The following is a 14,139-nucleotide window of genomic DNA, read 5'->3' as shown; positions in this document are numbered from 1 at the left end:
CGGACTGGGAGGCCACTACATCGTTGTTGCAGCACGATCTTGCGGGCGGCCGGGCTTGCTTGCCGGGGGTGGGACCGCGGGGGTCAGTCGGTGGCGGTGGTGGTGCCCGACTCGTCCTCGGTGCCCTCGGTCAGGGTGTCGTGCACCCCGTCGGCGTATCCGCGGGCGTAGTCCCACGTCACGTAGTGGTCCGGGTCCGGGTCGTAGGCGGGCTCGTGCACCCGGGGCCGACCGGAGTTGAGCAGGTGATGCAGGTTGCCCCGGAGCAGATCCCAGTCGAAGTAGTGTGGCTCCCGGCAGTCCTCGCATTCGATCACCAGCCCGCGGACACCGATCGGCGCCAGCAGGGCCTGGTAGATCTCCAGGTCGGCGAGGTCCTCCAGCACGTCCTGCCGCTCGACGTCGGTCAGTGGATCCGGCGTCGCGTCGTCGCCCGGATCGTCCAGCCCCGCAGTCGGGTCGGCCGGGTCGCCGTTGAACGGGTCGATGGGCTCGTCGTGCACCCCCTCACCGTAGACCCAACGCGGCGGGGACGTCCGCCCCCCGGCTGCGCGACGAGCCGGCCCGCCACGAGGGAGTCGCCCAGCTCACTGGGTACGATGGGACGACGTGCCGGCACCGTGGCGCGTTCCGGTGCCTGCCCGCGCCACCTCGCTGAAGCCCATTCGAGCAGCTCAGGGGAGCAATCGTGGAAAATTCGCCCAGCACCGATCTTCCGGCCGGCGCCGAGCACGCCGACCTGGGCGGCCACCTGCCCGAGCTGCCGGCCGGCTCCGCGCGGGTGGTTCCGCTCGGTCTCACCTTCGACGACGTGCTGCTGCAGCCGGGCGAGTCGGACGTGGTGCCCAGCAGGGTCAACACCCGGACGAAGCTCACCCGCAACGTCGAGCTGTCCATCCCCCTGCTGTCCAGCGCCATGGACACCGTCACCGAGGCGCGGATGGCGATCGCCATGGCCCGCCAGGGCGGCATCGGCGTGCTGCACCGCAACCTTTCGCTGGAGGACCAGGCCCTTCAGGTCGACCTGGTGAAGCGCTCCGAGTCCGGCATGATCACCAACCCGGTGACGGCCAGCCCCAACGACACGCTGCGCGAGGTCGACGAGCTGTGCGGCCGCTACCGCATCTCCGGCGTGCCGGTCGTGGACTCCGACGGTCAGCTGGTCGGCATCGTCACCAACCGGGACATGCGCTTCGTCTCCGAACCGGACACGCCGGTCCGCGAGATCATGACCCACACGCCGCTGGTCACCGCCAAGGTCGGGGTGAGCAAGGACGACGCGCTGGCCCTGCTGCGCCAGCACAAGGTCGAGAAGTTGCCGATCGTGGACGACTCCGGCCGGCTGCGCGGGTTGATCACCGTGAAGGACTTCACCAAGAGCGAGCAGTACCCGGACGCCAGCAAGGACGACGCCGGCCGGCTGCGGGTCGCGGCCGCCATCGGTGTGGGCGAGGACGCGTACAAGCGGGCCCGTGCCCTGGTCGACGCGGGCGTGGACGTGCTGATCGTGGACACCGCGCACGGCCACCAGCGGGCCGTGCTGGACATGGTCCGCCGGCTCAAGGCCGATGTCAGCATCGACATCGTGGGCGGCAACGTGGCCACGTACGCCGGTGCGAAGGCGCTGGTCGACGCCGGCGCCGACGGGATCAAGGTGGGCGTGGGTCCGGGCGCGATCTGCACCACCCGGATCGTCGCCGGGGTCGGCGTGCCGCAGATCACCGCGATCATGGAGGCGGCCCGGGCCGCCCGTCCGGCCGGTGTGCCGGTGATCGGTGACGGCGGGATCCAGTACTCCGGCGACATCGCCAAGGCGCTGGTCGCCGGCGCCGACACGGTGATGCTCGGCAGCCTGCTGGCCGGCTGCGAGGAGAGCCCCGGCGAGCTGATCTTCGTCAACGGCAAGCAGTACAAGGCGTACCGCGGCATGGGGTCGCTCGGCGCGATGCAGTCCCGGGGCCAGGCCAAGTCGTACAGCAAGGACCGCTACTTCCAGCAGGACGTGCTCAGCGACGACAAGCTGGTCCCCGAGGGCGTCGAGGGCCAGGTGCCCTACCGGGGGCCGCTGTCCCGGGTGGCCCACCAGCTCGTCGGTGGGCTGCGTCTGGCCATGGGGTACGCGGGCGCGGAGAACATCCCCGACCTGCACCACCGGGGCCAGCTCATCCGGATCACCGCGGCCGGGCTGAAGGAGAGCCACCCGCACGACATCCAGATGACCGTCGAGGCGCCCAACTACCACACCCGCTGACCCCTCCACCCCCAACCACCTGGAGTCCCCCATGCGTGACGTGGTCGAGATCGGGCTGGGCAAGACCGCGCAGCGCGGCTACCACCTGGACGACATCGCCATCGTGCCGAGCCGGCGAACCCGGGACGTCGACGACGTCTCGACCGCCTGGCAGCTCGACGCGTACCCGTTCGGCATCCCGTGCGTCGGGCATCCCTCCGACGCCACCATGAGCCCGTCCTCGGCGGTGCGGCTCGGTCAGCTCGGCGGCCTCGGCGTGCTCAACGTCGAGGGGTTGTGGACCCGCTACGAGAACCCGACCAAGGTGCTGGACGAGCTTGCCGGCCTCGACGAGGACGCCCGCGCCACCAAGCGGCTCCAGGAGGTGTACGCGGAGCCGATCCGTCCGGACCTGATCGCCGAGCGGGTGCGTGAGCTGCGCGCCGGTGGCGGCACGGTGGCGGTGCGGGTCTCCCCGCAGCACACCCTCGCGCTGGCCCCGGTGATCCTGGACGCCGGGGTGGACATCCTGGTCATCCAGGGCACCATCGTGTCGGCGGAGCACGTGTCGACCACCGATGAGCCGCTGAACCTCAAGGAGTTCATCGCCGACCTCGACCTGCCGGTGATCGTGGGTGGCTGCACCGACTACAAGACGGCGCTGCACCTGATGCGTACCGGCGCGGCCGGCGTGATCGTGGGCATCGGTGGTGACGAGTGGTCGACCACCGAGTCGGTGCTGGGCATCCGGGTGCCGATGGCCACCGCGATCGCCGACGCGGCGGCGGCCCGCCGTGACTACCTCGACGAGACCGGCGGCCGGTACGTGCACCTGATCGCCGACGGCGACATCCAGACCTCCGGTGACATCGCCAAGGCGCTCGGCTGCGGCGCGGACGCGGTGATGCTGGGCGAGCCGTTGTCGCTCTGCGACGAGGCGCCCGCCGGCGGTGCCTGGTGGCACTCGGCGGCCAGCCACCCGTCGCTGCCCCGGGGCGCGTTCGAGGTGGCGGGTGAGCCGCTCGGGTCGATGGAGGAGCTGCTCTTCGGCCCGGCCGACGAGGCCGACGGTCAGCTCAACCTGTTCGGTGGGCTGCGCCGTGCGATGGCCAAGTGCGGCTACCGCGATCTCAAGGAGTTCCAGAAGGTCGGTCTGGTCCTCGACCGCTGACCGTCACCCGCTCGGCGAGAGGCCGGCTCCGCGACGCTGCGGGGCCGGCCTTTTCCGTTACTTCTTGAGGTAGATGGTCAGGTCGGACATGTTGCGGTAGCTGAGCGCCGCGAAGTCGAGCGACTGGGCCCGGTTGGTGGTGCCGCCCGGGGCGGTGTCCATCTCCCAGTTGGCGTGGTGGAAGTCCCGCTCGCCGATGGTCTGGAAGAACTGCTGGAAGTTGATGTCGCCCTCGCCGAGCGGGGTCATCTGGTGGCCGTTGGGCACGCTGGTGTCCCGGTCGCCGTCCTTCGCGTGGAACAGCGGGAACCGGGTGGTCCGGTCGGCCACGTTGAGGATCGGGTCGAACAGGTCGGTCTGCTCGCGGCCGGCCGGGTCGACGTACTTCTGGTGCTTGTAGCGGGCGACGTAACCCCAGTAGATGTCGAACTCGAAGAAGACGTACCGGGGGTCGGTCCTGCCGAAGAAGTACTCCAGCCGCCGGATGCCGGAGGAGCGGGTGGGGCGGCCCTGCTCGTCGAGCGGCCCGGAGTCGAGCAGGAAGCTGTACGCGACGTCGTGGTTGTGCGTGTAGAGCCGCAGGCCCCGGGCTCGGGCCTGCCGGCCCAACTCGTTCCAGGTGTCGGCGGCGGCGTCCCAGTCGGCCTTGTACGCGCTGTTGGTCGGGTCGCTGCCGGTGCCGATGTTCTTCATGCCGAGTTCCTCGGCGATGTCCATCTGCTGCTGGAAGGTGGCCGCCTGGATCGAGGCGTGGGTGCCGTTGGCGACGAGACCGTTGTCGTCGAGGATCTTGCGGATCTCGCGCGGGGTGATCTGCCGGCCCAGGATCTCGGTGCTCTGGGTGTATCCGGCGAACTCGATATCCTTGTAGCCGATCTCGGCGAGCCGGGCGAGAACGCGCTCGAAGCCGTACGGCACGCCACTGTCGTCGGGCGCGGCGGTGATCCGGTCCCGGACGCTGTAGAGGATGATGCCCCGGTTCTTCGACGGGATCAGCGGTTCGACCCGCAGCCTGCTCCTGCCCTTGTCCTTGGGGTTCGCGAGTGCGGGGGCGCCGGTGGCGAGCACCGGCAGACCGGCCGCGCCGAGCGCGGCGGCGCCGGCGGAGGCGGCGAGCAGGGACCGGCGGCTGAGCCGGCCGGCAGAGGAGGCGTCGGTTGCGGTCTGGTCTGGCATCGTTCCACCTTTCGCGACGGCGGTGGCCGTCGATGACGATCAGCAGAGGGTGCGACGAGAGTCCGGTCGCGGGGTGCCGCCGAGCGCCCAGGTCCGCGTCTGAATGTTCCGAACGCGTTACAGCTTGGAGACAGACACTAACGGCGGTCGAAGCCGAAAGAAAGTATCGATCGAGGTTAACTTTTGTTTGTATCGACGAAAGTGACTGATGATCGTCGATACTGGCCGTGGGTCCGTCGGCGCTGACTACGCTCGTCCTGATCGGGATCGTCGCAGGAGGAGGGTGCATGATCCGGACCGGACAGACACCGACCGGCAGCCGGCTGGCCGCCACCGCCACCGCGTTGACCTGTGTGATCGCGCTCATCACGGCCGGCTGCACGGGTGCGGACACCGACGGATTCCGGCCCGGTGCCACCGACGCCGGTGATCCGTACGTGCCGGGGCGCGGTAACGGCGGCTACGACGTCACGCACTACGGCCTCGACGTCCGCTACGACCCGGCGACCGACCGGCTCACCGGCCGCGCCGTCGTCACGGCCACGGCCACCCAGGACCTGTCCCAGTTCAACCTGGACCTGCACGGTCTGGACGTCGACTCGGTCAGCATCTCCGACGCGCGGGTCGACCATCGACGCGACGGCGACGAACTGGTCGTGACCCCACGCGACGGACTTTCCCGGGGCCGGCAGTTCACGGTGACGATCGAGTACGCGGGCGTACCCGCCGCCGTCACCGACGGCGAACTGGGCAGCGGCGGCTTCCTGCACACCGCCGACGGCGCGGTCGCGCTCGGCCAACCCGACTCCGCGGCGACCTGGTTCCCGGTCAACGACCACCCGTCGGACAAGGCCAGCTACGACATCGTGGTGACCGTCCCGGACGGGCTGTCGGCGCTGAGCAACGGGGTGCCCGGTCCGACGAGCAGCGCCGACGGCTGGACCACCTGGCGCTGGTCGGAGCGGGCCCCGATGGCCAGCTACCTGAGCACCCTGGTGATCGGGAACTACCGGGTGACCAGTGGCACGCACGGTGGCCGGCCGATGGTCACCGCCGTGGCCGCGAGCCTGCCGGCGAGCGGCGGCGCGGCCAGCTCGGTCGCCCGCACCGGGGAGATCGTCGACTTCCTGGCCAGCCGATTCGGTCCGTACCCCTTCGACTCGTACGGCGGGATCGTCGTCGCCGACGACCGGATCGGCTACGCCCTGGAAACCCAGTCCCGGCCCGTCTACGGGCCCGCCTTCTTCACCGGCGACCGCCCCAACCCGGGGGTCGTCGCCCACGAACTGGCCCACCAGTGGTTCGGCGACAGCGTGTCGCTGAGCAGGTGGGGTGACATCTGGCTGAACGAGGGCTTCGCCAGCTACGCCGAGTGGCTGTGGGAGGAGCACGACGGCGGCCGGACCGCGCAGCGCAACTTCGATCTCCAGTACGCGGCGACCGACTGGACCCAACCGTCGGTCGAGCCGGGCCGGGAGCACATGTTCGGCACCGCCGTCTACAAGCGTGGCGCGCTCACCGTGCACGCGTTGCGCCGCACCGTCGGCGACGACACGTTCTTCCGCATCCTGCGGACCTGGACCGCCGAGCGGGCGGCCGGTAACGCGACCACCTCGGATTTCGTGGCGCTCGCCGAGCGGGTGTCGAGCCGGCAGCTGCGACCGCTCTTCGACGCCTGGCTGGTGGGCGGCTCGCCGCCGTCCCTGCCGTGACGGGGCCGTGATCGCCGGTCGATAGGCTGCCGCCTGCGATCGGCGGGAGACCCCCGTCGCGCGGGGGTGGCTCGGCCGTCACCGCAACCGTACGGGGAGGGTTCGTGATGAGTGTGACGCGCCGCAGGCTGCGGGTGGGCGTCGGTCTGCTGGTGACCGGGGCGCTCGCACTGTCCGGATGCGACTCGGCCGCCCCGCAGGAGGCGCCCTCGCCGAGCGCGTCGGCCACGCCGGCGCGGACGTTCACCGCCGGCGCCGCCGGCGTCGGTGACGACTACTTCCCGAGCTACGGCAACGGTGGCTACGACGTCGGGCGGTACACCGTCAAGGTGCGCTACGACCCGGCGGAGGACCAGCTGACCGGCACGGCCACGGTGCAGGCCACCGCGACGGCCGACCTGTCGACGTTCAACCTCGACCTCGCCGGCCTGACCGTCGAACGGGTCACCGTGGACGGCGCCCCGGCCACCCACACCAGGGACAGGAACGAGCTGGTGATCAAGCCGGCGGCCGGCCTGATCAACGGCAACGGGTTCGTCGCCGAGATCGCCTACGCGGGCGTGCCGAAGCCGCTGAAGAACGAGTTGCTCGGCGACGGCGGGTTCCTGCACACCTCCGACGGTGCGATCGCGCTGGGCCAGCCCGAGTCGGCGAGCACCTGGTTCCCGGTCAACGACCACCCGTCCGACAAGGCGTCCTACGACTTCGAGATCACCGTCCCGGACGGCCTCACCGCGGTCAGCAACGGTGTGCCCGGCGGCAAGAGCAGCAAGGACGGCTGGACCACCTGGAAGTGGTCGGAGAGGTCGCCGATGGCCAGCTACCTGAGCACGCTGGTGATCGGCACGTTCCGGGTCACCACCGGCGAGCACAAGGGCCGGCCGGTCTACAGCGCGGTCACCACCACCCTCGCCAAGGGATCCGCGGACACCTCGATCGCCGAGACCGTCACGGTCGCCGACTACCTGGAGAGCGTGTTCGGGCCGTACCCGTTCGACGCGTACGGCGGCGTGGTCGTCTCCGACAGCCGCATCGGGTACGCGCTGGAGACGCAGAGCCGCCCGGTCTACTCCGGCGGCTTCTTCCGGCAGGGCGCGAACACCGGTGTGGTCGCCCACGAGCTGGCCCACCAGTGGTTCGGTGACAGCGTGGCGTTGGCCAGGTGGGAGGACATCTGGCTCAACGAGGGCTTCGCGACGTACGCGGAGTGGCTCTGGGCCGAGCACACCAAGGAGTCCACCGCCAAGGCGGAGTTCGACAAGCGGTACGACGCGGTGCCGAGCGTGGTGTGGAGGACGCCGCCGGGCAAGCCGGGGGTGAAGGACCTGTTCAGCCAGTCGGTCTACCAGCGTGGCGGGATGACCCTGCACGCGCTGCGGGTGGCCGTCGGCGACAAGGCGTTCTTCGAGATCATCAAGACCTGGGCGGCGGACAAGCGCAACGGCACCGCCACCACCGCCGAGTTCGTGGCCCTCGCCGAACGAGTCTCCGGCAAACAACTGGACGCCCTCTTCGACGCCTGGCTCTACGGCACCAAAAAGCCTGCCCGCCCCAAGCCCCTCTAACCCCCCGCCCCCGCGATCTTGCACTTTCTGCCCCGGCAAAAGGGGTGAGTGAGCGCAGATCAACGACCGAAAGTGCAAGATCGCGGGCGGGCGGGCGGGTGCCCGGGTACGGGGTGCCGGGTTAGTTCTTGACGACCAGGTTGGGGTGGGCGGCCAGGTAGGCGTCGGCGCGGCCGGCGCGCAGCTCCGTGATGAACTTCCGGCCCTCGCTGGTGAGCTGTTCGCCCTGATAGGCGCTGCCCTTGCCGACGCCGGAGCCGGGCAGGCCGACCAGCACGAACTTGTCCTCCGGCACCCCGCTCAGCGCGTACGCCAGGTCGACGATGCGGTTGCCGCCCACGTACACCAGGGTGTCGCCCAGCGCGGCGACCACCTGGTCCACCCGCTCCGGTTGCCGGGCCAGGCCCTCGTCCAGGATCTTGCGGGTCAGCGCGCGGATCAGCTGCTGCTGGTGGCGTTGCCGGGCGTAGTCGCCGCCGGTGATGTAGCGCTGCCGTGCGTAGTCCAGCGCCTGCCAGCCGTTGAGGTGCTGGTTGCCCTTCTCGTAGACCTGCTGCGGCCCGGTGTACCCGCCGGGCGCGCTCTCCCGGTACTTGCCGTCCGGTCGGCGGTGCAGCGAGGCGACCCGCTGGTCGACGTAGATGTCGACCCCGCCGAGGGCGTTCACCAGCCGGTCGAAGCCGTTGAAGGTGAGCACCGCGCCCGCGTCGATGCGCAGCCCGGTGTAGCCGCTGACGGTGCTGCGCAGCAGCTCGTACCCCTGGGCCGTGCTCGGTTGTTTGGGTTTGCCCGGCACCCGGCTGCCGTAGCTCATCGAGTGCGTGAGTTTGGTCTTGCCGCCCTTGTAGCCGGCCTTCGGGAACGCCGGAATGTCCACCAGCAGGTCGCGGGGGAGCGAGAAGAGGTACGCCCGGCCCAGCCCTTTTGGCACGTGCAGCACCAGCACGGCGTCGGAGTGCGGCTCCCAGCCGGGCACGCTGACCCGGGTGTCCACCCCGACCAGCAGCAGCGTCAGCGGGCCGGTGATGTTGGCGCCCGGCGGTGGACCGCTCGGGCTGGGAGTGGGCGTACCGAGCGGTGACGGGGTCGGCGAGCCGGCCACCGGGGCGCCGCCGGGCTTGCTGTCGCCGGTGAGCCGGGTGACCACCACCGCCCCGGCGGCGATCAGCGCGACGGCGGCGAGAGCCACCAGGCCCAGCAGCAGCCACCGTCGGCGCGGTGCCATCGACCCGAGGATCATCTTGGATTCCTTCCACCCGTCTGCTGAACAACGCTCCGACGGGTACTCCGGGTTGCGGCCCGGGAGGTGCCGGGTTGGTGGGCCGCTGCATGATCGCGCGAAAACTGCCGCTGGCGCGAGCGCTACTGGCGAGTAATGATGCGTCCATGCGGTACGACGTGGTCGTCGTCGGGTCCGGCTTCGGTGGCAGCGTCACCGCGCTCCGACTGGCCGAGAAGGGCTGGTCGGTCGGCGTTCTGGAGGCCGGCCGGCGCTTCGCCGACGACGAGTTCCCGCAGACGTCCTGGCGGGCCCGCCGGTTCCTGTGGGCGCCGAGGTTGGGTTGCTACGGCATCCAGCGGCTCACCCTGCTCCGCCCCGCCGACCGGCGATCCGGCGGTGGTGTGCTCGTGCTCTCCGGCGCGGGGGTGGGCGGCGGCTCGTTGGTCTACGCGAACACCCTCTACGAGCCGCTGCCGGCCTTCTACTCCGATCCGCAGTGGCGGGACATCACCGACTGGCGTGCCGAACTGGCCCGCCACTACGACCAGGCGAAGCGGATGCTCGGCGTGACCACGTACCCGATGGACACCGGCGCGGACCGCGCCATGCGGGCGGTGGCCGAGCGGATGGGGGTGGGGCACACCTTCCACGCCACCCCGGTTGGCGTGCACATCGGCCGCCCTGGTGAACGGGTCGGCGACCCGTACTTCGGCGGGGCCGGCCCGGAGCGCACCGGCTGCCTGCACTGCGGTGAGTGCCTGACCGGCTGCCGGCACGGGGCGAAGAACACGCTGGTGAAGAACTACCTCTGGCTCGCCGAGCGGCGGGGCGCCACCGTGCACCCGTTGACCACGGTGACCGCCGTCCGACCCGCCTCCGGCGGCGGGTACGAGGTGCACACCGTCCGCACCGGCGGGTGGCTGCGGCGAGAGCGGCAGGTGATCCACGCCGACCAGGTGGTCTTCGCCGCCGGCGCGCTCGGCACCCAACGACTGCTGCACGCGATGCGGGCCGACGGTGCGTTGCCGGCGCTGTCGCCCCGCCTCGGCGAGCTGACCCGGACCAACTCGGAGGCCATCCTGGGCGCCTCGGTGCCGCGCCAGCGGGCCCGGGCCGAGCGACTCGACTTCAGCGAGGGCGTGGCGATCACCAGTTCGTTCCACCCCGACGGGCAGACCCACATCGAGCCGGTCCGCTACGGGCGCGGCTCAAACGCGATGGGGCTGCTGCAGTCGCTGCTGGTCGACGGTGGCCCGCACCGGGTGCGGCGGTGGCTGGGCAGCATCGTGCGGCAACCGGGGCTGGCCGCCCGGATGCTGTCCGTGCGCGGCTGGTCGGAGCGGACGGTGATCGCCCTGGTGATGCAGTCGGTGGACAACTCGCTGACCACCCGGTGGCGGCGCGGCGCGTTCGGTCGTCGGCTGGTCACCGGCCCGGGCCACGGCACGCCGAGCCCGACCTGGATCCCGGCCGGCAACACGGCGACCCGACTGCTCGCCGAGGAGATCGGTGGCACTCCCGGTGGCTCGCTCACCGAGCCGTTCGACATCCCGGTGACCGCGCACATCCTGGGTGGGGCGGTGATCGGTGCCACCCCGGCGGACGGGGTGATCGACCCCTGGCACCGGGTGTACGGCCACCCGGGGCTGCACGTGGTGGACGGGGCCGCGGTCTCGGCGAACCTCGGCGTGAACCCGTCGTTGACGATCACCGCGCAGGCGGAACGGGCGATGTCCTTCTGGCCCAACCGGGGCGAAGAGGACCCGAGGCCACCCGTAGGAGCCCCGTACCGCCGTCTGCCACCCGTACCCCCGCACACCCCGGCGGTCCCGGCGGACGCCCCGGGCGCGCTGCGCGCCTGACCGGCGATCGTGCGGTGTCGGTAGTCGCCGGGTGGTATTTGTGGCTTTTGGCGGGACCGGAAGTGCGCGATCGCGGCGAGCGGGGTGCGGGCGGCGAGCCGGTCGTCGGGGCGGGGGTGATACTCGCTAGGATTTGTGCACATGAGCCTGCCTCGCCCCGTCCTTGTGGTGGACTTCGGAGCCCAGTACGCCCAGCTCATCGCGCGCCGGGTCCGGGAGGCGAAGGTCTACTCCGAGATCGTGCCGCACTCGATGCCGGTCGCCGAGATGCTGGCGAAGAACCCGGCCGCGATCATCCTCTCCGGCGGCCCGGCCAGCGTGTACGCGCCGGACGCCCCGCAGATCGACGCCGGCGTGTTCACGGCCGACGTGCCGGTCTTCGGCATCTGCTACGGCTTCCAGGCGATGGCCCAGGCGCTCGGCGGCACCGTCGCGCGGACGGGTAACCGCGAGTACGGCGGCACGCCGCTGCGCCCCCGTCTGCTCGCCCCGGGTGTGCTGCTCCGCGACCTCCCGGCGGACCTGCCGGTCTGGATGAGTCACGGTGACGCGGTCACCGAGGCGCCCGAGGGTTTCACGGTGACCGCCGAGTCGGCGGGCGCGCCGGTGGCGGCATTCGAGGACCTGGCCGGGCGTCGGGCCGGCGTGCAGTTCCACCCGGAGGTCGGGCACACCCAGCACGGCCAGGAGATGCTGCAGCGCTTCCTGTACGACATCGCCGGCATCGAGCCGACCTGGACGCCCGAGAACATCATCGACGAGCAGGTCGCCCTGATCCGCGCCCAGGTCGGCGACAAGGAGGTCATCTGCGGCCTGTCCGGCGGGGTGGACTCGGCGGTCGCCGCGGCGCTGGTGCACAAGGCGGTCGGTGACCAGCTCACCTGCGTCTTCGTCGACCACGGCCTGCTGCGCGCGGGCGAGGCCGAGCAGGTCGAGAAGGACTACGTCGCGGCCACGGGCATCAAGCTGAAGGTGGTCGACGCGGCGGACCGGTTCCTCGGCGCGCTGGCCGAGGTGACCGACCCGGAGCAGAAGCGCAAGATCATCGGTCGGGAGTTCATCCGGGTCTTCGAGGCCGCGGCCCGCGAGATCGCCTCGCACGGTGACGTGGAGTTCCTCGTCCAGGGCACCCTCTACCCGGACGTGGTCGAGTCCGGCGGCGGCACCGGCACCGCCAACATCAAGAGCCACCACAACGTCGGCGGCCTGCCGGAGGACCTGAAGTTCGCCCTGGTCGAGCCGCTGCGCACGCTGTTCAAGGACGAGGTCCGGGCGCTCGGCCTCCAGCTCGGCCTGCCCGAGGCGATGGTCTGGCGGCACCCGTTCCCCGGCCCCGGCCTGGCCATCCGGATCATCGGCGCGGTCGACCGGGAGCGGCTCGACCTGCTGCGCCAGGCCGACTTGATCGCCCGCGAGGAGCTGACCGCCGCCGGCCTGGACCGGGGCGTCTGGCAGTTCCCCGTGGTGCTCCTCGCCGACGTACGTAGCGTCGGCGTGCAGGGTGACGGGCGCAGCTACGGGCATCCCGTGGTGCTGCGCCCGGTCTCCAGCGAGGACGCGATGACCGCCGACTGGTCCCGGCTGCCCTACGAGGTGGTGGCCCGGATCTCCACCCGGATCACCAACGAGGTCGCCGAGGTCAACCGGGTGGTGCTGGACGTCACCAGCAAGCCGCCGGGCACCATCGAGTGGGAGTGAGTGCGCCTCACCCGGCCGGCGGCGCGCTGGGCGGGGTCGTCGGCGGGTAGGGCGGCGTCGGGGCGTACCCCGGTGCCGGTCCGCCGGGCGCGGGCCCGGCGGTGGGCTGCGGCGCGGCGCCCGCCGGGTGCGGCCAGGCCGGCGCGCCGGTGGGCTCCTCGGGCATCAGGAACCACATGATCGGGTACGCGAACAGGGCGAGCCCGCCGGTGAGCAGGCCGCCGACCGCGAAGACCACCCGGACCAGGGTGGGGTCGACGTCGAAGTAGCGGCCGAGGCCGCTGGCGACCCCCGCCACCATGCGGTCGGTGGTGGGTCGCCGGAGCTGCTTGTACGGGGCGTGGGGAGCGGCGGTGGTTGTCATGCCTCCACGGTCCGCGCCGGGGCCCGGCCTGTCCTCGGTGACTGCCCGGATCCTTACCCTGACCGATCCCTGATTGGGGCCAGACAGTCAGGAATCCGACTCTTTTCCGTTCCGGTAACCCGGCCCGGGGAGAATTTGCTCCCGTGACCACCTTGCTGGAGCCGCTTCGCAGGATCGCGGCATACGCAGTTTGTGCTGATTCAGACGGCCGAGTGTTGCTGGTCCGCGCATCGGAGCGCTCCGGCACCCCCGGCACGTGGTCCCTGCCCGGCGGGGCGGTCGACCACGGCGAGGACCCCAATCACACGGTGGTCCGCGAAACCGCCGCCGAGACGGGCCTCTCGGTCGCCGTCTCGGGCCTGGCCGACGTGCTCGCCGACATGCGGGCGCTGCCCGATCGCGGCATCACCATCCACACCGACCGGCTGATCTACCGGGTGGCGGTGCGCGGCGGCACCCTCGCCGACCGGGTCGGCGAACGCCCCACCGACCTGGCCCGGTGGTACACGCTCGACGAGGCGCGCGAGTTGCCGCTGCGTTCGTTCACCGCGCGTGCTCTCGGTCTGCCCGCTTCCTCGGCCGACGTGGTGCCCGACGAAGCCCCCGAGTTCCCCTCCTTCTACGCGGTGCCCGGCCCCGACGGGCTGCACCGGGCGCAGCGCTTCGCCGCGTACGCGGTGTGCACCGACCCGGCCGGTCGGGTGCTGCTCACCCGCATCTCCGACGGCTACCCGGGTGCCGGCTGCTGGCACCTGCCCGGAGGCGGCACCGACTACGGCGAGCAGCCCGGCGCGGCACTCATCCGTGAGCTGGTGGAGGAGACCGGCCAGGCTGGCCGTCTCGTCGAGCTACTCGGAGTGGCCAGCCACCGCGACGCCGCCTCGCTCGGCCCGGAGGGCTACCCGATCGACTGGCACGGCGTACGCGCCTTCTACCGGGTGGTCGTGGACGATCCCAACCCGCTGACGATCGCCGACGTGGGCGGCTCGACCTGCGAGGCCCGCTGGTTCGCCCGCGAGGAGTTGGGCGCCCTGCCCACGGACCGCCTGACCGAGGTGACCGCCGAGGCAGTCCAAGCAGCCCAGCTCACCTAACCCCACACCCACCCCACCCCGACGCTCGCGGTCGATCATGAGGTT

The 14,139-nt window shown here is 71.4% G+C and carries 11 protein-coding genes; 7 read left to right on the top strand and 4 right to left on the bottom strand.

Translation table 11 applies throughout. The features are described from left to right. Positions 1-83: 83 nt before the first annotated feature. A complete protein-coding gene (locus tag AB0H52_RS08250; RefSeq protein WP_151489876.1) occupies positions 84-503 on the bottom strand; it encodes a DUF5319 domain-containing protein in 420 nt (139 codons plus the stop codon). 185 nt (positions 504-688) lie between these two features. On the opposite strand from AB0H52_RS08250, the gene guaB reads away from it, so the two are divergent. Together guaB and AB0H52_RS08240 are read left to right on the top strand one after the other, a co-directional pair. Beyond that, on the top strand, positions 689-2,251 hold the full coding sequence (guaB, locus tag AB0H52_RS08245) for an IMP dehydrogenase (RefSeq protein WP_151489875.1): 1,563 nt from the start codon (positions 689-691) through the stop codon (positions 2,249-2,251). Between the two features lie 31 nt (positions 2,252-2,282). Next, a complete protein-coding gene (locus AB0H52_RS08240; RefSeq protein ID WP_278126400.1) occupies positions 2,283-3,401 on the top strand; it encodes a GuaB3 family IMP dehydrogenase-related protein in 1,119 nt (372 codons plus the stop codon). 57 nt (positions 3,402-3,458) lie between these two features. On the opposite strand, the gene AB0H52_RS08235 is transcribed toward AB0H52_RS08240, so the two are convergent. Beyond that, positions 3,459-4,577 carry a sugar phosphate isomerase/epimerase gene (locus AB0H52_RS08235; protein ID WP_357946058.1) on the bottom strand — a complete coding sequence of 373 codons (1,119 nt, stop codon included), beginning with the start codon at positions 4,575-4,577 and terminating at the stop codon, positions 3,459-3,461. A 287-nt stretch (positions 4,578-4,864) separates the two neighbouring features. Between AB0H52_RS08235 and AB0H52_RS08230 the strand changes: the two genes are divergently transcribed. Both AB0H52_RS08230 and AB0H52_RS08225 read left to right on the top strand, forming a co-directional pair. After that, on the top strand, positions 4,865-6,289 hold the full coding sequence (locus tag AB0H52_RS08230; protein ID WP_357946055.1) for a M1 family metallopeptidase: 1,425 nt from the start codon (positions 4,865-4,867) through the stop codon (positions 6,287-6,289). A 107-nt stretch (positions 6,290-6,396) separates the two neighbouring features. After that, a complete protein-coding gene (locus tag AB0H52_RS08225; RefSeq protein WP_357946052.1) occupies positions 6,397-7,854 on the top strand; it encodes a M1 family metallopeptidase in 1,458 nt (485 codons plus the stop codon). A gap of 121 nt (positions 7,855-7,975) precedes the next feature. Here AB0H52_RS08225 and AB0H52_RS08220 read toward each other — a convergent pair whose 3' ends face one another. Further along, complete coding sequence (locus tag AB0H52_RS08220; protein ID WP_357946050.1) at positions 7,976-9,094, bottom strand: LCP family protein; 1,119 nt, start codon at positions 9,092-9,094, stop codon at positions 7,976-7,978. 146 nt (positions 9,095-9,240) lie between these two features. Between AB0H52_RS08220 and AB0H52_RS08215 the strand changes: the two genes are divergently transcribed. Both AB0H52_RS08215 and guaA read left to right on the top strand, forming a co-directional pair. Next, positions 9,241-10,938: a GMC family oxidoreductase gene (locus tag AB0H52_RS08215; RefSeq protein ID WP_357946047.1), complete on the top strand. Its 1,698-nt coding sequence runs from the start codon at positions 9,241-9,243 to the stop codon at positions 10,936-10,938. Positions 10,939-11,079: 141 nt separating this feature from the next. Further along, a complete protein-coding gene (gene guaA / locus AB0H52_RS08210; protein WP_357946044.1) occupies positions 11,080-12,636 on the top strand; it encodes a glutamine-hydrolyzing GMP synthase in 1,557 nt (518 codons plus the stop codon). 7 nt (positions 12,637-12,643) lie between these two features. On the opposite strand, the gene AB0H52_RS08205 is transcribed toward guaA, so the two are convergent. Continuing rightward, positions 12,644-13,000, bottom strand: coding sequence for a PspC domain-containing protein (locus tag AB0H52_RS08205; RefSeq protein WP_151488593.1), 357 nt, complete (start codon positions 12,998-13,000; stop codon positions 12,644-12,646). A 143-nt stretch (positions 13,001-13,143) separates the two neighbouring features. On the opposite strand from AB0H52_RS08205, the gene AB0H52_RS08200 reads away from it, so the two are divergent. Then, complete coding sequence (locus tag AB0H52_RS08200; RefSeq protein WP_357946041.1) at positions 13,144-14,094, top strand: NUDIX domain-containing protein; 951 nt, start codon at positions 13,144-13,146, stop codon at positions 14,092-14,094. The last annotated feature ends 45 nt before the right edge of the window (positions 14,095-14,139 follow it).

Origin of the sequence: Micromonospora sp. NPDC050695 (assembly GCF_040654415.1) — a bacterium.
Taxonomy (GTDB): Bacteria; Actinomycetota; Actinomycetes; order Mycobacteriales; family Micromonosporaceae; genus Micromonospora.
Note: the sequence above shows the minus strand (reverse complement) of the source record. Positions and strands in the feature narration are given on the sequence as shown.